Annotated in this window: 17 protein-coding genes; 7 read left to right on the top strand and 10 right to left on the bottom strand. The window is 63.4% G+C overall.

Features of this window, described 5'->3' with window-relative positions; all coding sequences use genetic code 11:
- Positions 1-56 precede the first annotated feature (56 nt).
- Positions 57-1,340, top strand: a complete 1,284-nt coding sequence (locus EOA16_RS30720; RefSeq protein ID WP_164754439.1) for an MFS transporter — start codon at positions 57-59, stop codon at positions 1,338-1,340.
- Between the two features lie 148 nt (positions 1,341-1,488).
- Positions 1,489-3,063 carry an alkaline phosphatase gene (locus EOA16_RS30715; RefSeq protein WP_127261489.1) on the top strand — a complete coding sequence of 525 codons (1,575 nt, stop codon included), beginning with the start codon at positions 1,489-1,491 and terminating at the stop codon, positions 3,061-3,063.
- Positions 3,064-3,108: 45 nt separating this feature from the next.
- Here the strand turns inward: EOA16_RS30715 and EOA16_RS30710 are convergent, their stop codons facing one another.
- Positions 3,109-3,390, bottom strand: coding sequence for a hypothetical protein (locus tag EOA16_RS30710; RefSeq protein WP_245456064.1), 282 nt, complete (start codon positions 3,388-3,390; stop codon positions 3,109-3,111).
- A 197-nt stretch (positions 3,391-3,587) separates the two neighbouring features.
- Between EOA16_RS30710 and typA the strand changes: the two genes are divergently transcribed.
- Entirely contained in the window at positions 3,588-5,417 is a 1,830-nt protein-coding gene (gene typA / locus EOA16_RS30705; protein ID WP_127261487.1) for a translational GTPase TypA, read from the top strand.
- A 55-nt stretch (positions 5,418-5,472) separates the two neighbouring features.
- Here typA and EOA16_RS30700 read toward each other — a convergent pair whose 3' ends face one another.
- On the bottom strand, positions 5,473-6,099 hold the full coding sequence (locus EOA16_RS30700) for a DUF1062 domain-containing protein (protein WP_127261486.1): 627 nt from the start codon (positions 6,097-6,099) through the stop codon (positions 5,473-5,475).
- A 395-nt stretch (positions 6,100-6,494) separates the two neighbouring features.
- Here EOA16_RS30700 and EOA16_RS30695 point away from each other — a divergent pair, with 395 nt between their 5' ends.
- Complete coding sequence (locus tag EOA16_RS30695; protein ID WP_127261485.1) at positions 6,495-7,109, top strand: LysE family translocator; 615 nt, start codon at positions 6,495-6,497, stop codon at positions 7,107-7,109.
- A 9-nt stretch (positions 7,110-7,118) separates the two neighbouring features.
- Here the strand turns inward: EOA16_RS30695 and EOA16_RS30690 are convergent, their stop codons facing one another.
- Both EOA16_RS30690 and EOA16_RS30685 read right to left on the bottom strand, forming a co-directional pair.
- On the bottom strand, positions 7,119-7,445 hold the full coding sequence (locus EOA16_RS30690; RefSeq protein ID WP_127261484.1) for a hypothetical protein: 327 nt from the start codon (positions 7,443-7,445) through the stop codon (positions 7,119-7,121).
- Positions 7,446-7,581: 136 nt separating this feature from the next.
- Positions 7,582-8,145, bottom strand: a complete 564-nt coding sequence (locus EOA16_RS30685; RefSeq protein ID WP_127261483.1) for a peroxidase-related enzyme — start codon at positions 8,143-8,145, stop codon at positions 7,582-7,584.
- 134 nt (positions 8,146-8,279) lie between these two features.
- Between EOA16_RS30685 and EOA16_RS30680 the strand changes: the two genes are divergently transcribed.
- Complete coding sequence (locus EOA16_RS30680) at positions 8,280-13,094, top strand: NAD-glutamate dehydrogenase (protein ID WP_127261482.1); 4,815 nt, start codon at positions 8,280-8,282, stop codon at positions 13,092-13,094.
- A gap of 83 nt (positions 13,095-13,177) precedes the next feature.
- On the opposite strand, the gene EOA16_RS30675 is transcribed toward EOA16_RS30680, so the two are convergent.
- Entirely contained in the window at positions 13,178-15,322 is a 2,145-nt protein-coding gene (locus tag EOA16_RS30675; protein WP_127261481.1) for a TonB-dependent siderophore receptor, read from the bottom strand.
- Positions 15,323-15,678: 356 nt separating this feature from the next.
- Here EOA16_RS30675 and EOA16_RS30670 point away from each other — a divergent pair, with 356 nt between their 5' ends.
- Positions 15,679-17,055, top strand: coding sequence for an MFS transporter (locus tag EOA16_RS30670; RefSeq protein ID WP_127261480.1), 1,377 nt, complete (start codon positions 15,679-15,681; stop codon positions 17,053-17,055).
- 200 nt (positions 17,056-17,255) lie between these two features.
- Here EOA16_RS30670 and purH read toward each other — a convergent pair whose 3' ends face one another.
- The 4 genes from purH to htpX form a co-directional block, all read right to left on the bottom strand.
- Complete coding sequence (gene purH, locus EOA16_RS30665) at positions 17,256-18,872, bottom strand: bifunctional phosphoribosylaminoimidazolecarboxamide formyltransferase/IMP cyclohydrolase (RefSeq protein WP_127261479.1); 1,617 nt, start codon at positions 18,870-18,872, stop codon at positions 17,256-17,258.
- Between the two features lie 152 nt (positions 18,873-19,024).
- A complete protein-coding gene (locus EOA16_RS30660; RefSeq protein ID WP_127261478.1) occupies positions 19,025-20,749 on the bottom strand; it encodes a heparinase II/III family protein in 1,725 nt (574 codons plus the stop codon).
- 147 nt (positions 20,750-20,896) lie between these two features.
- Positions 20,897-22,324 carry an RsmB/NOP family class I SAM-dependent RNA methyltransferase gene (locus EOA16_RS30655; protein WP_127261477.1) on the bottom strand — a complete coding sequence of 476 codons (1,428 nt, stop codon included), beginning with the start codon at positions 22,322-22,324 and terminating at the stop codon, positions 20,897-20,899.
- Positions 22,282-23,292 carry a zinc metalloprotease HtpX gene (gene htpX / locus EOA16_RS30650; protein ID WP_127261476.1) on the bottom strand — a complete coding sequence of 337 codons (1,011 nt, stop codon included), beginning with the start codon at positions 23,290-23,292 and terminating at the stop codon, positions 22,282-22,284. Before htpX ends, EOA16_RS30655 begins: the two co-directional genes overlap by 43 nt.
- Before the next feature lie 105 nt (positions 23,293-23,397).
- Between htpX and EOA16_RS30645 the strand changes: the two genes are divergently transcribed.
- Complete coding sequence (locus EOA16_RS30645) at positions 23,398-23,610, top strand: DUF1674 domain-containing protein (RefSeq protein WP_127261475.1); 213 nt, start codon at positions 23,398-23,400, stop codon at positions 23,608-23,610.
- Positions 23,611-23,950: 340 nt separating this feature from the next.
- On the opposite strand, the gene EOA16_RS30640 is transcribed toward EOA16_RS30645, so the two are convergent.
- The coding region (locus EOA16_RS30640) for a transposase (RefSeq protein WP_164754438.1) at positions 23,951-24,242 on the bottom strand (292 nt) is incomplete at its 5' end.

The following is a 24,242-nucleotide window of genomic DNA, read 5'->3' as shown; positions in this document are numbered from 1 at the left end:
ATGTTACCGATCGGTACGTATACATGCTCCCACCCTGCAACGTACCGGTCAGTAACATGATAGCTCAATCCCGCCCATTTGGCCAGCGCTACGCTTTCGTCGTGGTTGGCGTCATCTTCCTCTGCCTGCTGGTCGCGGCTGGCCTGCGGTCCGCTCCCGCCGTCATGATGCTGCCGCTGGAAAACAGTTTCGGCTGGCGCCGCGACATCATCTCGCTGGCCGCCGGTGTCGGCATTCTGCTTTACGGTTTGACGGGGCCATTTGCCGCAGCCTTGATGGAGCGCATCGGGTTGCGCCGCACGCTGCTCGCCTCGCTGGTGGTGATGTCGGGCTCGACCGCGCTCAGCCTGCTGATGACCAAGCCGTGGCATCTGTTCATCACCTGGGGCGTGTTCTCGGGCATTGGTTCCGGTGCTGTCGCCAGCGTGCTCGGCGCCACTATCGTCAACCGCTGGTTCAAGACCAATCGCGGCCTTGTCATGGGATTGATGTCGGCCTCCAGCGCCTCGGGCATGCTGGTGTTCCTACCGCTGATCGCCGCTCTGGCGCAGTCGGGCGGCTGGCAGCCGGTTGTCATAGCGGTCGCGATCGCGACCGCTGCCCTGATACCGCTGGTCTGGCTGCTGGTGCCGGAGCGGCCGGCATCGATCGGCATGGTGCGTTATGGCGCCGAGGCCGACGACGTGCCGCCGACATCGCCCGCGTCGCAAGGCAATTTCCTCGCGCACACGCTCAACACGCTGCGCCGCGCTGCCGGCACAAGGGTGTTCTGGTATCTGTTCGCCACCTTCTTCGTCTGCGGCTTCACCACCAACGGGCTGGTCGGCACGCATCTGATCGCGTTCTGCGGCGACATGGGCATCGGCGAAGTGCAGGCCGCCGGCCTGCTGTCGATGATGGGCATTTTCGACCTGATCGGCACGACATTGTCGGGCTGGCTCACCGATCGCTACGACCCGCGCAAGCTGCTCGGCGTCTATTACGGCATCCGTGGCCTGTCGCTGATCTACCTGCCCTATTCCGGTTTCTCGGCGACCAGCCTGATCATCTTCGCCGTGCTTTACGGTCTCGACTGGATCGCCACCGTGCCGCCGACGCTGAGGCTCGCCAATGAGGCGTTCGGCGACCGCAGCGGGCCGATCGTGTTCGGCTGGATCGTCGCCGGCCACCAGATCGGTGCAGCCACAGCCGCCGCCTTTGGTGGCACCATGCGCGAGTTGCAGGGCAATTACGAACTGGCCTTCCTGATCGCCGGCATGACGGCAATCGCCGCTGCCTGTATCTCGCTGCTGATCAACACCAGCAAGCCGGCATTCGAGCCGGAGCCGCAGGCGGCGTAGGCGCGGCGGCGGGCGCTGATCTCCCCCACGAGGGGGGAGATCAGCCGCTTGGTTGTCGATTGTTATCAAACCTTCATCATCCCGAGATGCGCCTGAAACATTGACGCTGGACCTTGGTGGCAACGTTCAAGCCACCCAGGAGACAGCCATGAACAAGCTCTCGATCACCCGCCGCGCTTTCGTCACCTCCGCCGGCGCCGTTGGCCTGGCCGGCGTTTCGAGCCTGGCGCTGCCCTACTATTCGCGCGCCAGCCAGCGGCCGGCCTTCACCCATGGCGTCCAGTCGGGCGATGTCGACGCAACCAGCGGCATGGTGTGGACGCGTACCGACCGCCCGTCGCGCGTCATGTTCGAAGTGTCGTCGACGGAGAATTTCGCCAATGCAACGCGCCTGGCGCCGCTCGATACGTCGCCGGCCAGCGATTACACGGTCAAGCGCCTGCTCACCGACCTCGCTTCGGACCAGGACATCTTCTATCGGATGACGGCAGCCGATCTCGCCGACATCAACGCCGTTTCCGAGCCGATCACCGGGCGCTTCAGGACGGCGCCGGCCTCGAAGCGCGACATCCGCTTTGCCTGGTCGGGCGACACCGCCGGCCAGGGCTGGGGCATCGACGAGACCGGCATGAAGACCTATGCCACGATCGGCAAGCATACGCCCGACTTCTTCCTGCATTCTGGCGACACCATCTATGCCGACGGCGCCATGAAGGACGAGGTCGACCTGCCCGGCGGCGGCAAGTGGAAGAACGTCGTGCTGATCGACGGCAAGCGCAAGGTCGCCGAGACGCTGGAGGAGTACCGGGACCAGTGGAAATACAACATGATGGACAGGAACGTGCTCGGCCTCAGCGCCATCTGCCCGACCTTCTACCAGTGGGACGACCATGAAGTTCTGAACAACTGGTCGGATTCGAAGGATCTCAGCGCCGACAGCCGCTATACGGAAAAATCCATCCACGTGCTGGCGGCCCGTGCGGCGCGCGCTTTCCACGAGATGACGACGATCCGCTACGAACCGTCCGAGCCCGGCCGCGTCTATCGCAAGATCGCTTATGGACCGCTGCTTGACGTGTTCTTCCTCGACATGCGTTCCTATCGCGGCCCCAACGGTCCCGACATGCAGGACGAGATGACGCCGCAATCGCGCATGCTCGGCGAACAGCAGACGAAATGGCTGAAGCGCGAACTGGCGAATTCCAAGGCGACCTGGAAAATCATCGCCGCCGACATGCCGCTCGGCCTCGTCGTCTGGGACGATGGCACCAAGAAAGTCGGCGCCGAAGCGGTCAGCAATGGCGACAATGGCCTGCCAAAAGGGCGCGAGCTCGAGATCGCCGACCTGCTGCGCTTCATCAAGAATGCCGGCATCAGCAACACCGTATGGCTCACCGCAGATGTGCATTACACGGCCGCGCATTATTACAACCCGGACAAGGCGCAGTTCCAGGATTTCAATCCATTCTGGGAATTCGTCTCGGGTCCGATCCATGCCGGAACGTTCGGGCCGAACGATTTCGACATGACGTTCGGTCCGGAGCTGAAGTTCATCAAGGCGCCGACCGCCGAACAGGGACAGAACCTGCCGCCCTCGGCTGGTCTGCAATTCTTCGGGCTGGTCGATATTTCAGGCGCTAGCGAGCAGATGACGGTGCGGCTGATGGATCGCGACGACAACGAACTCTACAAGGTGACGCTCGACCCAGTGCGGTCGGCATAAGCGCGCCTTTTCGCCCTTCCAAAAGGGAAGGGGGGTAAAGTCGTCCTAGTCCGGGTAGCAGACCATGGGGATATTCGGCCAGACGGCGCTGTCGCAGTTGGCGGTGTCCCGCCGCTGCTTGAAGGCGGCGCTGACCGGGCCGGTCACCACCGGGTCGACGCCGTCGGGCGCGTCGGCGAAAATCTGCTCGGCCGACTGTGCCTCCGACGGCAAGGCAGGCCGTGATTCCTTCATCGTCGCGGCCGACTGCGCGGCGTTGGCCGCCAGCAGGACAGCGAAGGCAACGGACGCGATGAGCGGCCAGAATCGGTTGAGTTTATCGGTCATGACGTTCGAACTGCCCGGGCCCTGAAAGGTTCCCGCCTTGGTTAACGAAATCATCTCACACGCAGATGCTTAAGATTTGATGAGTATTTGGTGACGCGCCTCCTCTTTCGCAACTGCGAAAAACCCTGTATGAGCCGCGCAACCGAAAGAGGCAGCGCCTTTTGGCCTGCTGCCTGCAACGCTTCCGAGACCAGAACATGAAAATCCGTAATATCGCGATCATCGCGCACGTCGACCATGGAAAGACCACCCTGGTCGACCAGCTTTTGAAGCAGTCCGGCTCCTTCCGAGACAACCAGCGCGTCGCCGAGCGCGCCATGGATTCCAACGACCTCGAAAAGGAACGCGGCATCACCATCCTGGCCAAGGCGACCTCGGTCGACTGGAAGGACACCCGCATCAACATCGTCGACACCCCCGGCCACGCTGATTTTGGCGGCGAGGTCGAACGCATCCTGTCTATGGTGGACTCGGCCATCGTGCTGGTCGACGCCGCCGAAGGGCCGATGCCGCAGACCAAGTTCGTCGTCGGCAAGGCGCTCAAGGTCGGCCTGAAGCCGATCGTCGTCATCAACAAGATCGACCGTCCGGACGCCCGTCATGTCGAGGTGGTCAACGAGGTGTTCGACCTTTTCGCCGCGCTCGACGCCACCGACGAGCAGCTCGACTTCCCGATTCTGTACGGTTCAGGCCGCGATGGCTGGGTTTCGGAAAATCCGGAAGGACCGAAGGACCAACAGCTGGCGCCGCTATTCGACCTCGTCATCAAGCATGTGCCGGAGCCGACCGTTCATCCCGGCCCGTTCCGCATGATCGGCACCATCCTGGAAGCCAATCCGTTCCTCGGCCGGATCATCACCGGCCGCATCGAGAGCGGCACGCTGAAGGCCAACCAGCCGGTCAAGGTGCTGCACCATGACGGTACCCAGATCGAAACCGGCCGTATTTCGAAGATCCTGGCCTTCCGCGGCCTCGAGCGCCAGCCGATCGAAGAAGCCCAGGCGGGCGACATCGTCGCCATTGCCGGCCTGTCGAAGGGCACCGTCGCCGACACGTTCTGCGACCTGAGCGTGAGCGAACCGCTGCATGCGCAGCCGATCGATCCGCCGACCGTGACCATGTCCTTCCTGGTCAACGACAGTCCGCTGGCCGGCACCGAAGGCGACAAGGTGACCAGCCGCGTCATCCGCGACCGCCTGCTGCGCGAAGCCGAAGGCAATGTCGCGCTGAAGATCGAGGAATCGCCTGACAAGGATTCGTTCTTCGTCTCCGGCCGTGGCGAATTGCAGTTGGCCGTGCTGATCGAGACGATGCGCCGCGAGGGTTTCGAGATTGCCGTGTCGCGTCCGCGCGTCGTCATGCAGGAGGCCGAAAATGGCGACCTGCTCGAGCCAATCGAAGAAGTCGTCATCGACGTCGACGAGGAGCATGCCGGCGTCGTCGTGCAGAAGATGTCCGAGCGCAAGGCCGAGATGGTCGAGCTGCGCCCATCGGGCGGCGACCGCCAGCGCATCGTCTTCCACGCGCCGACGCGCGGCCTGATCGGCTACCAGTCGGAACTGTTGACCGACACGCGCGGCACCGCCGTGATGAACCGGCTGTTCCATGCCTATGAGCCTTACAAGGGCGAATTGCCCGGCCGCACCAATGGCGTGCTGATCTCCAACGAGCAGGGCGAGGCGGTGGCCTACGCCATGTGGAACCTGGAAGACCGCGGCCCGATGGTCATCGATCCCGGCGTCAAGGTCTATCAGGGCATGATCATCGGCATCCATTCCAGAGACAACGATCTCGAAGTGAACGTGCTCAAGGGCAAGAAGCTGACCAACATCCGCGCCGCCGGCAAGGACGAGGCGGTCAAGCTGACGCCGCCGATCCGCATGACGCTGGAGAAGGCCTTGGCCTGGATCCAGGACGACGAACTGGTCGAGGTGACGCCGAAGACCATCCGTCTGCGCAAACTCTATCTCGATCCGAACGAGCGCAAGCGCTTCGAGAAGTCGGCCAAGGTGGTCGGCGCGGCGTAAGCTTCTTTATTTCCAAAAAGGGGCGGAGCAAACCAGTGCTCCGCCCCTTTTTCGTTCATCCACCGGCAGCCGCGACGATGGCCTGCCGATCGGCCTCGCCGGCCAGATCGATGCGGATCGTGATCCCCGCGCGGGCCGGCTTGCGCAGGGCCTTTGCTCCATCCGGGTCAACGATGAGCAGCAGCTTCTCTTCCAGCGCCTGAAGCCGTGACCGCGAGATGCCGAGTTCGCCGGCGAGCAGCCGGTCGAGTCGCAGCGATATCGGCATTTCGAGCCCAAGCTGGAGTTCCAACACGGCCGCGGCTTCCATCGTGTCGCCGAGCCTACGCTTGTGAACGCTGACATCGGCGAATTCCTCGACGCGCCCGATCCGGTTGCGCAACGCGATTACATCGAAGGCATGACGGTGAGCGAGTGCAGGATCGTTGCATTCGAGCGCCGCCAGCAGCGCCGGGTCGATGTCGCGGCGGTTGCAGCGCTCGAAAATGCCGAAGTTCCAGGAATTGTCGCACTCGATGCAGCGGTAGATCAGCCAGACATCGATGCGTTTGCCATTGGCGTTGACGCGGAATTTCCCGGTGCTGCAATAGGCCTTCACAGTGCCGCAGCGGTTGCAGTTGATGAGCGGTCGAGGTGCGGTTTTGGGCGCGATCGCCCAGTGGATACGCAGAAGTCCAGACATGCCGATAAGCCCTTCCCATCGGGAAGTTCATCAGGCCGGCGATGTCGAGATGCCCATGCGGGCGCGGCGTGGCGAGAGGCTGCGGTTTTTGGAAATCGGGTGTCACGGGCAAAAGCCGCGCGACGCGGTTCAGCAGTGCCAAACCGGTCTCGAACCGCCGCCCAGAAGAACACATGAAAATGAAAACAGACACCGCGAATGCGGCGTCGTGCAGTGTGTCGGGGGAGTTGACGAGACCGGCGGTTACGTAGGCAAAGTGACGCTCGAAATTGTTTCGCGGCAGCCTTTCTAGCCGCGAGATGCCGGACCGACAAGCGTCATTTGTCGGTGCTACCGCAGCTGAGCCACTTGCGCTAATGTCTGATATCTATGGTTTTCAACCGAGATCCTGGCCCATGCACCTCACCTCGCTGCTCATCTTCGCCGCCGCTTTGTTCGTTGCCGCCGGTTCGCCCGGTCCGTCGATCGCGGCGCTCGTCGCGCGGGTCATCTCGAAAGGGTTTCGCGACGTGTTCCCGTTCCTGCTCGCCATGTGGATCGGCGAGGGCATCTGGCTGTCACTGGCGGTGTTCGGCCTGGCTGTCGTGGCGCAGACCTTCCATTTCGCCTTCGTCGTCGTGAAATGGGTCGGCGTCGCCTATCTCGCTTACCTCGCCTGGAAGATGTGGACCGCGCCTGTCGATGCAAAGGAGGGCGAGATGCCACGCGAGGATTCGGCGATAAAACTGTTCTTCACCGGCATGGCGGTGACGCTCGGCAATCCCAAGATCATGATGTTCTACCTGGCGCTGCTGCCGACCATCATCGACCTCGCTTCGGTCAGCATCGTGGGCTGGGTCGAACTGACGGCGACCATGGCCGTGGTGCTGGTCGCCATCGACCTCGCCTGGGTGCTCGCCGCATCGCAGGCGCGCAAGCTCCTGAAGAGCAAGCGCTCCATGAAAATCGCCAACCGCATCAGCGCCACGACGATGGCCGGCGCAGCCGCGGCCATCGCGGCGCGATCCTGAGCCGAAGCGTCAGCCCATCATGTTGATGATCGGCGCGATCTCGACGTTGCAGTTCGGCTCCATCAGAATCGGACAGTCCCTGGCCTTGCTGGCAGCGTCGTCGATGTCTTTCGCTTCGATGATCGAGTAGCCGCCGGTCGGGTTGCTGCCGCCATTGTTCTCGATCTTGCCACCGGGCAGCACCGTTTTCGACATGCCGACGGGATTGCCTTGATCGACAACGGCCGAGCCCAGCTTTCCGAACCAGCCTGTCCAGGCGTCTGTCATCGCCTTACGCTCCACCTCGGTCGTCGGCATCTTGCCCGAGCCGTGATAGATGTAGAGAAATTTCGCCATGTTCTCCTCCCTGATCAGCGGCATCGAACCGACATGCGGTCATGCCGCCTGCCGATCATCGGACCAAACCGGCAAACAAGCAACGAGAATGCGAAGTTGCTAATATAAGGCATGGCTGGGTTCAAGCCGCCGAGCCTCACCGCGCCATGGCATGGTATTCGTCGTTCGGCCGCATATCGATTGCCGCGGCCACCCGGTTCGACATGTTGAAGAAGGCAGCGGTCGAGGCGATGTCCCAGATGTCGCGATCGGTGAAGCCGGCCTGACGCAGCGCGGCCCGGTCGGTCTCGACGATTTTGGCCGGCTCTTCGGTCAGCTTGACGGCGAATTCAAGCATTGCCGTCTGCCTGGGCGAAAGATCGGCGGCGCGGAAATTCATCACCATCATTTCGCCGAGCGCCGGGTCGCCTGAGAGCTGGCGCACCGCAGCGCCGTGCGCTGTCAGGCAATAGTAGCAATGGTTGATCGAGGAGACGGCGACCGCGATCATCTCGCGCTCCAGCTTCGACAGGCCGGACTCACCCAGCATCAAATCGTTGTACATGTCGGTGAAGGCGCGCAGCTTCTTGTCGTCGAAGGCATAGGCCTTGAGCACGTTGGGGACGAGGCCGAGCTTCTCCTCGCATTTGGCGAAATAGGTTTTCGTCGCCTCGCTCAGCTCTCCCTGGCCAAGGTCAAGCGCGCTGATTTTGCCGGTCATGGATCATTTCTCCTCGTTAGGCGATGCTTGTTGCCGAATTCCGATATTTCTTTGCAAGCCGTCAAACCTTTGTCGCCAAACAGCGGTCATCTGCTACCATAGTCGTAAAAGCATTGACGGGAGGGAAGTGCGTCATGGCCAGCGTGAAATCCGCGAGCAAGCCGAAGAAAAAAGCCACGGCAGCGATTAAAGCGGAGGAAAGGCCAGCCAGGCTTGCGGACTATCTGCTCGCCCGCGCGCCAGCTGAAGACATTGCTCCCTACGATGTGGCCGACCTGGAACGTGCCGCCGATCTCGCCGGCCAGGCAGTCGCCATTCACAGGAAAGGCGAGTGCGTCGTCGCCGTCGATGCCGATTCGGGCGTTGTGCGAGACGGCCGCCCGATGACGGTTGTCACGGTCGTCAACGACAACATGCCGTTCCTGTTCGATTCCATCCTCGGCGAGATCACCGAGACATCAGGCGAACCGACCCTGGTCACCCATCCGGTCATCGTCGTTCGCCACGGCAAGGGCGGCGTGGACGAAATCCTCGGCGACGGCAATTTCGCCAAGGACGATGGCAGCCACGACCGGCTGAGCGTCATCCATGTCCACATCCCGCGGCTGACATCCGAGCAGGCGAGCGGATTGAGCGAGCGACTGCGCAAGATCCTCGGCCAGGTTCATGCCGCCGTCCACGACTGGAGGCCGATGCTGGCCCGCCTCGATCAGGCGATCTCGGAATTCCGCTATTCGGCCGTGCCGCTCGACAAGAAGAGCGTTGCCGAGGCGATCGCCTTCCTGGAGTGGCTGCGCGACGACAATTTCACCTTCCTTGGCATGCGCGAGTTCAAATACACCGGCGGCGAGGAAAGCGGCACGCTGGAGCGCGCCGAAAAGCCTGGCCTCGGCATCCTGTCCGATCCCGACGTGCTGGTGCTGAGGCGCGGCACCGAAGCGGTGACGACGACGCCGGAGATCCGCGCCTTCCTGCATGGGCCGGAGCCGCTGATCGTCACCAAGGCCAATGCCAAGTCTTCCGTGCACCGCCGCATCTATCTCGATTATATCGGCGTCAAGACCTACACCGCCAAGGGCACGCTCGCGGGCGAATTGCGCATCGTCGGCCTGTTCACCTCGACCGCCTACACGCGTTCGGTGATGAAGATCCCGTATCTCAGGTCCAAGGCCGAAACCATCATCGCCAAGTCCGGCTTCGACCGGCACGATCATTCCGGCAAGGCGCTGATCAACGTGCTGGAAAGCTATCCGCGCGACGAGCTGTTCCAGGTGCCGGTGCCGATCCTGAGGAAGCACGCCGCCGCCATTCTGGGCCTGATCGAGCGGCCGCGTGTGCGGGCGCTGGTGCGCGCCGACCAGTTCGACCGTTTCGTCTCGATCCTCGTCTTCGTGCCGCGCGACCGTTACGACAGCGTGGTGCGCGAGAAGATCGGCTCCTATCTGAAGACCATATTCGAAGGCCGGCTGTCGGCCTACTACCCGGCCTTCCCCGAGGGTGGGCTGGCGCGCGTGCATTTCATCATCGGCCGCTCCGGTGGCAAGACGCCGAAGGTCGAGCAAGCGACGATAGAGGCGGCGATCCGCGACATCGTGCGCACCTGGGAGGACGCCCTGTCCGATGCGGCCGAGGCCAATGGCGGCGACCAGGCTTTGAAGGCGATCGCCGCGCGGCTGCCTGAAAGCTACCGCGATTCGTTCAGCGCGGCGGTGGCGCTGACTGACGCCGGGCGCATCGCCAAGATCAGCGCCGGCAATCCGATCGCCATCGACTATTATCGCCATGGCGAGCAGAAGCCGCATCAGGCGGCGCTGAAGATCTATCACCATGGCAGCCCGGTGGCGCTGTCGCGCCGCGTGCCGGTGCTGGAAAACATCGGCTTCCGCGTCATCAGCGAACGCACCTTCGAGGTTGGCGACGACCTGCCCGGCACGATCAATACTGATCGCCCCGGACTGGTCTTCATTCACGACATGGAACTGGAGAACAGCTACGGCAAGCCGATCGACCTGACCGATGGCGGCGCGCTGTTCGAGGACGCATTCCTCTCCGTCTGGCGCGGCGACGTCGACAATGACGGCTATAACGGCCTCGCCCAGACCGCCGGCCTGTGGTCTGGCGAGATCACCATCCTGCGCGCCTATGGCCGCTATTTGCAGCAAGTGGGCATTCCGCAAAGCCAGGATTTCATCGCCGCCGCGCTCAACCGCTATCCCGACATCGCGCGTGGCCTGCATGCGCTGTTCATCGCCCGACTTGGCCCGACAGCAGAGACCGAAGGCGCTGTAGCCGCAAAGCACCTCAAGGCCAAGATCAAGGACGCGCTGGAAGACGTTCCCAACATCGACGACGACACTATCTTCCGGCGCTACCTCAATCTGATCGAAGCTTCGCTGCGCACCAATCATTTCGTTGCCGATACGAAAGAAAAGGGCCAGTCGCTGGCGATCAAGCTGGACTCGCACGCGGTCGAGGGCTTGCCGGCGCCGCGGCCGTGGCGGGAGATCTTCGTCTACGGTTCCGAGGTCGAAGGCCTGCATCTGCGGTTCGGCCCGGTGGCGCGCGGTGGCCTGCGCTGGTCCGACCGCGCCCAGGACTACCGCACCGAGGTGCTCGGCCTGGTCAAGGCACAGCAGGTCAAGAATGCCGTCATCGTGCCGGTCGGCGCCAAGGGCGGCTTCTATCCGAAGAAGCTGCCAATGAGCGCCGGTCGCGACGCGATCTTCGAGGCCGGCACCTCGGCCTACAAGAATTTCGTCTCCAGCCTGCTGTCGATCACCGACAATATCGGTCTCGATGGTGTCATCCCGCCGGCCGGCGTCATCAGACGCGACCAGGACGATCCGTATTTCGTCGTTGCCGCCGACAAGGGCACTGCGACCTTCTCCGACACCGCCAACGCGATCTCGGAGAAGCACGGCTTCTGGCTCGACGACGCCTTCGCCAGCGGCGGCTCGGCCGGCTACGACCATAAGAAGATGGGCATCACCGCCAAGGGCGCCTGGGAAGCGGTCAAGCGGCATTTCCGCGAGATCAACCGCGACATCCAGACCTCGTCCTTCACCGTCGTCGGTGTCGGCGACATGTCCGGCGACGTGTTCGGCAACGGCATGCTTTTGTCGCCGAAAACCCGGCTGATCGCCGCCTTCGACCATCGCGATATCTTCATCGATCCCGATCCCGACATGGCAGCCTCGATGGCCGAGCGCGAGCGCATGTTCGCGCTGCCGCGTTCGAGCTGGCAGGACTACGACAAGACGAAACTGTCGGAAGGCGGCATCATCGTCTCGCGCAACCAGAAATCGATCACCTTGCCGGCGGCGGCGGCGGCGGCGATCGGCCTGGCCAAGACCACCGCCACGCCGGTCGAGATCATGACCGCCATCCTCAAGGCGCCGGTCGATCTTCTGTGGTTCGGCGGTATCGGCACGTATTTGCGGGCATCGACCGAGACCAATGCCGAGGTCGGCGACCGCGCCAACGATGCCATTCGCATCACCGCGCTCGACGTCCGGGCGAAAGTGATCGGCGAGGGCGCCAATCTCGGCGTCACGCAGCGGGCGCGCATCGAGTTCGGCATGAATGGCGGCCGCTGCAACTCCGACGCCATCGACAATTCGGGCGGCGTGAACTGCTCCGACGTCGAGGTCAACATCAAGATCGCGCTGGCGTCCGCCATGCGCAAGGGGTCGCTGACGCGCCCGGCACGCAACAAGCTGCTGGCCGAGATGACCGACGAGGTCGGCTCGCTGGTGCTGTCCAACAACTACCAGCAGACGCTGGCGCTTTCGATCGCCCGCAAGCGCGGCCTGGCCGACATTGCGCATCAGAGCCGTTTCATGACGGCGCTGGAGGCGCGCGGCCTGCTCGACCGCGCCGTCGAGACGCTGCCGTCGCCGGCAGCGCTTGCCGAGCGCGAAGCGCGTGGCGAACCGCTGACCAGAGCCGAACTCGGCGTGCTGCTCGCCTATGCTAAGATCGTGCTGTTTTCCGATATCGTCGCCAGCGACGTGCCTGATGACGCGCATTTCGATCGCGACCTGATGGGCTATTTCCCCGACCGGATGGCGAAGAAATACGCCACCGAGATCCATGGCCACAGGCTGCGCCGCGAGATCATCACGCGGGTCGTCGCCAACGATCTGGTCAATCGCGGCGGCCCGTCCTTCGTCAATCGGCTGCAGGAAGCCACGGGGCGCACCGCCGCCGACGTGGTGCGGACCTTCGCGATGGTGCGCGACGGTTTTGCCTTGCCGGCGCTCTATCGCGAGATCGACGCGCTCGACAACCAGATCGACGGCCAGGTGCAACTCGATCTCTATCAGATGGTCAGCCGGCTGATCTATGTGACCAGCGGCTGGTATCTCAAGAACGATGCCGGCACCGCACCCCTCAGCCAGCGCATCGCCGAGTTGCAGGAAGCCCGCAAGGCGCTGGAGCCCAAGCTCGTTTCGCTGCTGCCGGCCTTTTCACGCGAGCGGATCGAGGAGAAGCGGCACGGGCTGTTCAAAGCCGGCGCGCCGGAAAGGCTGGCCGAACAACTGGCGCTGAGCGAGGTGGCGGAACTCATCCCCGACATCGCGCTGACGGCGCGCACCGCGGGCGCCGACATCGTCGCCGCGGCCAAGGCGTTCTTCGCCGTCAGCGATGCCTTCCGCATCCCGCGTGTCGAGGACGCCGGACGCTCGATCACGCCTTCGGACTATTACGACCAACTCGCTCTGTCGCGCGCCACCGACACGATCGGTGCGGCACGGCGCGGCATCGCGGTGGCGGCACTCACCGGCCATGCCAACACGGCCGATCCGGTGGCGGCCTGGCTGGAAGCCGGCGGCGAGCGGGTGGCGCGCATCCGCGAGCGGCTGCAGGCGTTGACCGAGGGCGGCGACATCACCGTGTCGCGTCTGTCGGTGGCGTCGGGGCTGATGACCGATCTGACGGGGATGTGAACCGTCGACGATCACCACACGCATCATGGGATGCGTGTGGCTCTTTTCGAATGCCATCCGCTTCGAAACTAGCGTCAACAAGCTCACCAGGAATGTTTGAGCGTGCCGACGATTTTCAGCCGGTCGCCGTAAAATTCGGTCCCGTAATAGCTGGTCGTCAAATACTTCCGGTCGAACAGGTTCGTTGCGTTCAAGGCCAATGTCACGTCCTTGGTCATCTTGTAGCTAATCGCCGCATCCACCAGTGCGTAGCCGCCAATCGAAATGGTGTTCGCGTCATCCCCGTAGGTTTGTCCGATATAGCGCACGCCACCGCCGATGGTCAGGTCGCCACGCCGTCCTTCCTCGGGAAGCATATAGTCAACCCAGGCTGACGCCAGGTGGCGAGGAACGCGCTGCGGCCGATTGCCGGCATTCCCGCCAATGCCGTCTTCCAGGATCTCGGCATCCCAGTAGGAATAGGCAAACGTCAGGTTCAGGTTTTCTGCAATGGCGGCCTTGCCCTCGAGTTCGATGCCGCGGACGCCAACCTTGCCGATCTGCTGCTGGACAACAGGGGTGACATAGGTCGGAACATTGGTTTGGGTAAGGTCGAAGACCGCTGCCGTGAACAGGCCGTCGAAGCCGTCGGGCTTGTACTTGATGCCTGCCTCATATTGCTTGCCCTCTTGAGGCCTCAGCGAACCCGAGACCGCATAGCCGTTGGCGCTCGGCGCCACGAGCGGCTGGAAGCTTTCCGAATAGTTGGCGTAGACCGCGAGGTTCGGGGTGAATTTGTAGGTCAGGCCGGCGCGCTTGGTGAAGGCGGATGCGGTGTCGTCGTCCTGCGTTCCCCAGTCGAGATAGTCCGCTGTCGTATGGACGCGGTCCCATCGCCCGCCGAGGGTGGCGATCCAGCGGTCGTCAAACGTCAATTGCTCCTGGGCATAGACACCGACCGCCTGTTGCTTGACCCGCCAGTTCACGTAGGGGCCGAGGTTGATGCAGGACAGACCGCAATAGGTCGGATTGTTGATGTCGATGGGGCCGGCGGTGCCGAAGAGGATGTTTTCGCGGGTGTTGTCGTTGGTGTAGTCGACGCCGACAAGCGTCTTGCTGTCGATCGCGTCCCAGCGCGTATCGTATTGCAACTGATTGTCGAAGGCATAGCGGTTGGACAGGCCGTCGACCGAAAATGCCGTGCGGTCCGCCGTGGGGTCAAGCGACGCGCCGTAGACCTGGGCGTAGTCGAGGCTCAAATGCGTGTAGCGGGCATTGGAGCGGAAGGTGAGGTTCTCGTTGAGCTCATGCTCGAACTGGTAGCCGATATCCACCTGCTCGGTGTTGAAGCGGTTGAAATCCGGCTCGCCCAGGAATGTGCCGATGTCGATATTGGCGCCAGTCGGGACGCCGCGTGCGCCTGTGCCATCTCGCTTGTAATAGTCGGTCAGGATGGTGAGCGACGTTCCTTCCTCGGGCTTGATGGTCAACGCGGGCGCGATGTAAAGCCGATCGTCGTTGGAATAATCCCATCCTTGATCGCCATCCTTGGCCAGCCCGGTGAGCCGGTAGGTCCACACGCCATCGGGGTCGATCGGCCCGCCAAAATCAACGCCAACCTCCTTGTTGCCGTCGCCATAGGACGTGTAAATCTCCCCCTGCTTCTGGTCCATCGGCCGCTTGGTGATGGCATTGACCAGTCCGCCAGGACCGTTGAGACCAAAAAGCGTCGATGTCGATCCCTTCAGGACCTCCACGCGCTGAAGTCCGTAAGGTTCGAGACGGCTGGCCGTGAACCAAGCGGGGATCCGCGCCGTGAGACCATCGCGATAGGTGCCGAGCGATGTCTGGTCGAAACCGCGGATACGGATATAGTCATATCGGTCATCGTTGCCGAATTCGTCGGTGAGGACGCTGGATGTGTAGGCCACGGCCTGCTGGAGGCTTTCGACATGGCGCGCCTCCAGTTCCTTCTGGGTTACAACTGAAACCGAGGCGGGAACGTCGACGATCGGCGTATCGGTCTTGGTGGCAATCGCCGTATCGTTGGCGACGATCGTTTGATCGGGCCCGACAACGCGGTCCGACTTGCCGGTGACGACGATTGTTTCCAGTTGGGTTGCATCGTCCGGCGAAACGTCCTGGGTCCGGCCGGCCCCCACCGCTCCAAAAGATGCCACTATCAAGGCACTGCTCGCAATCATTCGCTTTGTCTGAGTGCGCAACAATGCCTGTCGACCAATCGTCATCTCTTATCCCCTGTCAGACCAAATATCAAGCAGTTCGACGGTCACCTTTCCGACCCTGCGCGAGCGCAATAAGTCAAAGCGGACAAAAATAGTCAACTTAATAATCAAGAAATCCGGCGCCGGTGGCAATCGCTGCGAAGCTGGGGGGAGGACGGCGTCAGACCTTCCGTCCGACTTTCCCCTCACGAGAAAAAACAACGGCTTGGTCCGCGTAGCGGACGAAAGCCAATTGCTGGACTTTCGAACAGTGAACGCCCGGCAGGGGCAAGGGACGGCACCAAGCTTCGTTCATTGCATGAGCGCATGAAACATGCAGACATGGCGCCCGATACGGAACCGGTGCCCGGGGGATCATGATGACGGTAGAGACAGTGCAGCGTGCGTCCGGGCGCGGCATCTGGGGATGGATGCTGTTCGACTGGGCGGCGCAGCCGTTCTTCACCGTCGTCACCACCTTCATCTTCGGGCCTTACTTCGTGTCGCGGATGGCGAGCGATCCGGAGACCGGCCAGGCGGCCTGGGGCTATGGCATCGCCGCGGCCGGCCTTGTCATTGCGGTGCTGTCGCCCATACTCGGCTCGATCGCCGACCAGACCGGACCGCGCAAGCCTTGGATCGCATTCTTTGCCGCGGTCAAGGTCACTTGCCTTTGCCTGCTTTGGTTCGCGGCCCCCGGTTCGAACCTTTTCCTGGTCGTGCTGTTTTTCTCGCTGGCGTCGGTTGCGGCCGAGTTTTCGACCGTGTTCAACGATTCGATGATGCCGCGCCTGGTGCCGAAGAGCGAGATCGGCCGGATCTCCAACATGGCCTGGGGCCTTGGCTATCTCGGCGGCATGATCGCGCTGATCTTCGTCGTCGCCTGCCTGGCCGGTTCGCCGGAGACCGGCAAGACGATCATCGGCATCGACCCGCTCTTCGGACTCGACCCAAAGCTCGGCGAGGATGCGCGCGCAACCGGGCCTTTGTCAGCCGGCTGGTACTTCCTGTTCATCCTGCCGATGTTCTTTTTCACCCCCGATGCCATCAAGGGCCTGCCGATCGGCCCTGCGGTGCGAGAGGGGTTGGCGGAGCTGAAAGTGACACTGGGGGAGGTGCGCAAGCGCAGCGGCATCTTCCGCTTCCTCGTCGCCCGCATGATCTATCAGGACGGTGTCAACGCGCTGCTGGCGTTGGGTGGCACTTTCGCAGCAGCGATGTTCCACTGGTCGATCACCGAAATCGGTATTTTCGGCATCATTCTCAACGTCGTCGCCATCTTCGGCTGCCTGGTTGCAGCGCGCCTCGACACGGCGCTTGGCTCCAAAACCATCGTCATGATCTCGCTTGTCCTGCTCAGCATTGCCACGATCGGCATCGTCTCGACCGGACCGGGCTATACTTTATTCGGCCTCTGGATGATGCCTGGACCGGACAGCGGCGGCCTGTTCGGCACGGCGGCGGAAAAGGCCTACATCTTCTTTGGCCTGTTAATCGGCGTGGCTTTCGGGCCGGTGCAGGCGTCGTCGCGATCCTACATGGCGCGCAGCGTTACGGCGGCAGAATCCGGCCGTTATTTCGGCATTTACGCGCTGGCCGGGCGGGCGACCAGTTTTCTGGCGCCGTTCATGGTCGCGTCCGTCACCCTGGCCAGCGGCTCGGCGCGGCTCGGCATGGCGGTGATCGTGCTGTTCCTCGGGATCGGCATGGCGATCCTGATCAAGACGCCCTATCCGGCGGACCGGCCGGCGGAGTGACGTTACCCTCCCCCTTGTGGGGTGAGCAGCCGGTTCGCGAAGCGAACTCATCGTGCCAGTGGCACGATGAAAGGCCGGCGAACGCCGGGACGCTGCGAAGCAGCGGGGACCCGGCAGGGTGGATCGACTAACCACGCCCGGCCCTTCGCAGGCTCAGGGCGTTCGAAGCTCGAAAAGCCAAGCAATTGGCTTTTCGGGCCTCAATGCCTAAAATGCCTGATCCCCGTAAACACCATGGCGATGCCGTGCTCGTCGGCAGCGGCGATGACGTCCTTGTCGTTCATCGAGCCACCCGGCTGGATGACGGCAGTGGCGCCGGCGGCGATCGCCGACAGCAATCCGTCGGCGAAGGGGAAGAAGGCGTCGGAGGCGACGACCGAGCCCTTGGTCAGCGGTTCGGCGAGGCCCGCTGCCTCGGCGGCGTCGAGTGCCTTGCGGGCGGCGATGCGTGAGGAATCGACCCGGCTCATCTGGCCGGCGCCGATACCGACGGTGGCGCCGTCCCTGACATAGACGATGGCGTTGGACTTGACGTGCTTGGCGATGCGGAAGGCGAATTTCAGGTCGGCCATTTCGGCCGGCGTCGGCGCCCTCCTGGTCATTACTTTCAGTTCGAGGTCGTCGACGACGGCGTTGTCCCGGCCCTGGATGAGCAGGCCGCCGGCGACGGATTTGACCGTCGTGCCCGGCGTGCGCGGGTCCGGCAGCCCACCTGTGACCAGCAGGCGCAAATTCTTCTTCGCCGCGACGATGGCCGCTGCCTCGTCGGTGGCGCCGGGCGCGATGATCACCTCGGTGAAGGTCTTGACGATCTCCTCGGCGGCTTCGGCGTCGAGGATGCGGTTGACGGCGATGATGCCGCCGAAGGCCGAGACCGGATCGCAGGCCAGCGCCTTGGCGTAGGCCGCCTTCAGCGAGGTGCCTTCGGCAACGCCGCACGGGTTGGCGTGCTTGATAATGGCGACGGCGGCGGAACGGTCGGGGTCGAACTCGCCGACCAGTTCGAAGGCGGCGTCGGTGTCGTTGATGTTGTTGTAGGACAGCTGCTTGCCCTGCAGCTGGCGCGCCGTGGCGACGCCCGGCCGCTTGTCGCCATTGATATAGAAGCCAGCGCTCTGATGCGGGTTCTCGCCATAACGCATCACCTCGACCAGCCTGCCGCCAAAGGCGCGCCACATCGGGTGTTCGATCTCGAGCGCTTCGGCGAACCAGCCGGAGATCGCCGCGTCATAGGTGGCGGTGCGGGCGAAGGCCTTGGCCGCCAGCTTCTTGCGGAAATCCAGCGACAGCGAGCCGATGTTCATCTCCAGCGCGTTCAGCACCGAGGCATAGTCGCCGGGATCGGTGACGATGGCGACATAGGCGTGGTTCTTGGCCGAGGCGCGGATCATCGCCGGCCCGCCAATGTCGATGTTCTCGACGATCGACGCATAGTCGGCGCCGGAGCGGCGGACCTCCTCGAACGGATAGAGATTGGAGACGACGAGATCGATCGGTTCGATGCCGTATTTGCGCATTGCCGCGGAATGCTCAGGATCGTCGCGCACGCCAAGCAGCGCGCCATGCACGATGGGATGCAAGGTCTTGACGCGGCCATCCATGATCTCGGGAAAGCCGGTGAGCTCGGAGACGTCGCGCACCGCCAGGCCTGCTTCAGTGATCGCCTTTGCCGTCCCGCCGGTCGAGACCAGCTCTACGCCTGCGGCTGCCAGCGCTTTGGCGAAATCGATCAGGCCGGTTTTGTCGAAAACGGAGAGCAAGGCGCGACGCACGGGAACAAGGTCTGGTGCGGGAATGTTCTTGGCGGCGACGGCCATGGGCTGGCGGCCTTTCACGACTGGTGTGATGGATGCCCGCGCCCGTAGCACATGACATCAGGAAATCAAACCGGAAGCGCCGCCAGGCTGTTTGTTTGCGGCATGGTGTTATCCGAAAAGTAGGCAGCTTTTCGGCATCATGCTCGATATGATCAGTTGTTTTCCGGATAACCGGCGATGCTGGTGCGGGTCAGCTGCCAGTGAACTTCGGCGACTTCCGAGGCCTTGAAGGCAAGCACGATCTGGCGGCTGCGGCGCGGGCCGCCAAGGCCGGCGAAATAGATCGATTCCTCGACTTCCGGCACCACTTCGGCTGATGTGAACACCCAGGTGTCGGCCTGATCGGCGGCCAGCACCAGGCGGTCATGCTCGTCCTGCAAAAGGTTGACGTCGGGATGAACGTGGAAGCGGACGGTGACGAAGTCGCGGCCATTGTTGCGGATCGCCGCATTGCCGGGCCGCTGGAAGCGGTCCCGGCCGGCCAGCACATTGCCGTTCGACGACAGTTTCAGCTCGCGCTCATGCAGGAAGCCGAAGCGCGGGACATAGCCGTCATGGCGGGCGATGAAGCCCTGAATGCCCTTCTGGTCGATGCGCTTGCACTGCACATGCTGCGGGCCGCCGATCAGCGGCGAACCGAGCAGGTCGTTGACGCGCAACGAATGGCTGAAGCGCGCCGACGAAGTGTCGTTGATGGTGGCGGTCGAGTGCGCGGCAGTGGCGCGCGCCAGCGGCCGGAATTCAGCCGCGCCATAGGTGTCGATGCCGGCATTGACGATGTAATGCTGGCGCCCTGACGACAGTTCGAAGGCGAGACAGCTGGCATGTGCGGCATTGGACACGTCGACCGGCGGCGGCGGGCCGGTGTCGGCGATGACCGTGGTGCCGCCCATCGACAGGCGCTCATAGCCGGAATGCGGCGCATGCAGCAGCGGCGCGCCAGCGGTGTCGTCGTGGCGCAGGATGGTGGCGATGCGGTCGTGGATGGTGGCGCCCATGCCGTTGAAGCGGGCGAGGCTGCCATCCTGATGGCGGAAGAAGCGCAGCGCCGGCAGCATGCGGTCGATGGCGCCGATCAGCGCCTGCGGCGGCGTTTCCGCCTGGTTGGCATAGGTCTGGCGCAGCGGCAGAAGGTCGGCGAGGATTTCCAGGACGACCATCGGATTGCGCGAAATGTGCCCGCCATCGGCGAGGATCTGGCGGTCGAGTTCCTCGGCAAGATTGCGGGTCGCGCCACGCAGCGCCGATGCCGGCGCCGGCAGGGACAAGGCAGCGAAGGCGAGCGCGATGCGGGCCCGCAGCCTGTCCTTGCCGTCGGGCATTTCGCGCGCCATCGACCTGAGGTAGCGGATCTGGATGGCAACCGACTTCAGGAAGGCGCGGTAGAAAGGGAACTCGGCGCCCTGCAATACGACCGAGGAGTGCTGCAACCAGGCGATGATGCGCTTGGCCGTCGTGCCGGGCTCCCAGGCGATGCCGGAAATATGGCTGCCATGCATGGTGATCCAGTCGGAGACCAGGGCGCGGGCATTGGCGGCGGCAAGCTCGGTGCCGGCGGCGCGCATGTGGCGCAGCCAGCGAAAGCCGTGCAGCGTCTTCTGCCAGCCGTGATTGGGTACGTGGATCTGGAAAGGCGACTTGCCGCCGGTCTCGACCAGATGCCCCGACAGGGGATAGCGGCCGTAATAGATCTCGAGTGCGATCTGCGGGTCGGCGAGGCGCAGGTCCGGCGGTGCGATCAGCACTCGTTCCGGCGTGCGGCCGGAATAGCGCCAGCGATAGACAGGCCCGGCGCGCAGGCGCCGGCGCGTTTTGCGCCAGAACTCCTTCGCGACAAGCGTCCACAGACGCGTCGTGCTGCTGGCAGCAAGTGCCAAAACCCCTCCTGGTCGTCCTCTTACCCCGGCGTCGAGTCTACATGATTGCACGATTCGTGCGAAGGCGAATTCCACGAGCCCGGGCCGGCTCACCTGGTTCTGCCTCCGAACCTGCCTAAAAAGTCAGTAAATCCGGCAGTTCAATCCCTAGCCGGCTCGCCGCATGCGAGCGGCGAAGAAGCCGTCGAGGCCCGAGCGTTCCGGCGCGCCGAGGTCCAGGTCGGCGGGCGTGGTGCGCAGCGTGCCTTGCGGCGTCAGGAACGGATCGATGCCGGCGATCTCGCCTTGCCGCAACGGATCGTTGCTGATTTCAGGCGTGCCGGCCAGAAAGGCGCGATAGAGATTCTCGCCTTCGAGCGGATCGAGCGAACAGTTGGAAAAGACGATCCTGCCGCCGGGCTTCACCAGCGTCACAGTGCGGGCGAGCAGCCTGCGTTGCAGGTCGGCCAGTTTCTCCACATCGGCCGCCGTCTTGGTCCATGGCACATCGGGATGGCGCCGCACCGTTCCGGTCGACGAGCAGGGCGCGTCGAGGAGAACAGCGTCGAACAGTTCTTCCGGCTCATATTTGAGCAGGTCGGCCTGGACGATTTCGGCCGACAGGCCGAGACGGTCGAGATTCTGCGTCAGCCGCACGAGCCGGTTTTTTGACGTGTCGACGGCGGTGACCTTCGCGCCGGCAACGATCAGCTGTGCGGTCTTGCCGCCGGGCGCGGCGCAGAGATCGGCAACCCGCAATCCCGTGACATCGCCGAACAGCCGGGCGGGCAGGCTGGCCGCGGCGTCCTGGACCCACCAGGCGCCCTCGGCAAAGCCAGGCAATTCAGTGACAGGACCGATAAGATTCTCGACCCGCACCGTGCCTGTCTGCAGGACGATGCCGCCGAGCTTTTCCGCCCAGAGTCCCGGATCGGCCTTGACCGAGAAGTCGACCGGCGCCTCAACGCGATGCGCTTCGAGGATCTGTCCGGCCTTCTCGTTGCCGTAGGTGGTCTTCAGCCGGTCGGAAAACCATTTGGGCGCCTCGTCGGTGGCGGCAAGGGCGGCAGGCAATTCCGTTTCCTTGGCCCGTGCCAACGTGCGCAGAACGCCATTGACGAGGCCGGAAAAACGCTGCGTGCGCGGATCGGACTTGGCGTGGGTCACCGCAATGTCGACGGCGGCGCTGTCGGGAATATCGAGGAAGAGGATCTGGGCCGCCGCCACATGCAATATGTGCGACAAAGCGGTGGCGTTGGGCGGCAGCGGCTTTTCCACGCGCCGCGCCAGCAGCCCTGATATGGTCATGCGATAGCGCAGCGCTGTGACCAGAATGGCGCGGACGAGGCCGCGATCGCGCAAATCGAGCGCCTTGTATTGCGGATGGCCGTTTTCGTGATCGGTCAGGCCGTCAAGCGGGGTCCTGGCGTCGATGACGGCGGCAAGCAGACGCGCCGCCGCCTTGCGGGCGGCGAGGCCGGCAACGAAGTCGCCGCCGTCCCTGTGTTCCTGATCGCCTGAAACCGTGCGTCGAGGTCCTCTGTCCGCCACGCTCACGACCACCGGCCCTTGGGCCCGGTCGGATTGCGACCCCATGGGTTGGATTTGGGCTTGGCGGGCTCGGTCGGCTGCTCGAGCTGCGCTGCCTGGCCCCACGGGCCGGATGGCCGCTGTTCGTCCGCCTGGCGTGGCGTTGGGGCCTGGCGCGGTGTTTCGCTGTCGGCCATGTCGCGCGCCATCGCCTGCAAGGCTGCGATGCGGTTCTCAGTGGCGGGGTGGGTGGAGAACAGGCTGTCCATGCGCTCGCCGTGAAGAGGATTGATGATGAAGAGATGCGCGGTCGCGGGATTGCGCTCGGCATCGGGGTTGCGGATGCGTTCGGCGCCGCGGGCGATCTTGTCAAGCGCCGATGCCAGCCAGAGCGGGTGTCCACAGATTTTGGCGCCGCGCCGGTCGGCCTCGTATTCGCGGGTGCGGCTGACCGCCATCTGCACGACCATCGCTGCAAAGGGCGCTACGATCATCGCCGCCAGCACGCCGACAAAGCCGAAGGGATTGTTGTCGCGATTGCCACTGAAAAAGAAGGCGAAATTGCCGAGCATCGAGATGGCGCCGGCAAAGGTGGCGACGATCGTCATGGTGAGCGTGTCGCGGTGCTGCACATGGGCGAGCTCGTGCGCCATGACCGCTGCGACCTCTTCAGGCGTCAGCGCCTGCAACAGGCCGGTGGAGGCAGCCACCGCCGCGTTCTGCGGATTGCGGCCGGTGGCAAAGGCGTTCGGCTGCGGGTTGTCGATCAGATAGGTCTTCGGCATCGGCAGACCGGCCTGTTTGGCCATTGCCTGGACGATGGCGTAATATTCGGGTGCGTTCCTTTCGTCGACCTCGACGGCACGGTTCATCGACAGCACCATCTTGTCGGCGTTCCAGTAGCTGAACAGATTGGTGCCGGCGGCGAACAGAAAGGCGATCATCATGCCTCCGGTTCCGCCGATCAAAAAGCCGACGCCCATGAACAGCGCGGTCATCGCGGCAAGAAGCATGGCGGTGCGGATGGTGTTCATCGTCTGCTCCTGTCCGGGGGATAGCGAAAAGGGGTCGATCGTCGTGGGCTCATGGCTATATGATGGGAAACACCGGTTCCTGTTTCAATCCGCTGGAAATATCGCATGAACGACGAGACCAGTAAAATAGAGGCCGACGGCGTCGAGCCAAAGGCGTTGACACCGGAAGCCAGACGCGCGCTCGCGGAAGCCGAAGCAAGGCGTGTGAAGTATCTGGAAAAGGAGGCCGCGCTGCCGAAGGAGATCGGCGGCCGAGGCGGCAAGGAGCCAGGGCGCTACGGCGACTGGGAGGTAAAGGGCCTGACCAGCGACTTCTAAGGGTGTGTTGATATTCAGGTGATGCCGGTCTGCAAACGGCGGTTCCCTGCGCTTCCGGTGCTCATATGTGGACGGCCCCCTGCCTGCAAGGGCTGGAATTGATTGTTTGTCGGATCGCTTGCGCTCATATGTCCGGCCTTTTTGTGCGGGCATAGTGACCGCTGGCCAAGATGGGCTTGCGCGACGGCGAGTTCCAAACACGTACGCGGCATTGTCTGCCGGTGAGCACCTCGGAGTGTCCCGCCTGTCCCGGTTCGACCGATCAAACCATCTCTTCCTTTGCTTGCAAGTTCCGGCCTTCGGCGTCGCCGTTAACCCGACGCCGAATTCTTTGGGTTTGTCAGAGTTGCGCCGGCGCTGCCGCCGGGAGAGCACTGGCGATAGGGCGATAATGCTCGCCGCTCACCATCAGTTTCCAGGCGATGCGCGCCAACTTGTTGGCCAGCGCCACCGCTGCTAGCTTGAAGGCCTTGCGCGCCAGCAGCGCCTCCAGCCATGGCCAGCGCCGTTTGCTGCCGCGCCGCATGTGCTGGATGAGGGCAGTGGCGCCCGCCACCAGCACGCTTCGAAGCATCTCGTCGCCAGCGCGGGTAATCACGCCAAGCCTGTTTCTGCCTGCCGTCGAATGGTTC

The organism is Mesorhizobium sp. M7A.F.Ca.US.008.03.1.1 (assembly GCF_003997495.1).
Taxonomy (GTDB): Bacteria; Pseudomonadota; Alphaproteobacteria; order Rhizobiales; family Rhizobiaceae; genus Mesorhizobium.
Note: the sequence above shows the minus strand (reverse complement) of the source record. Positions and strands in the feature narration are given on the sequence as shown.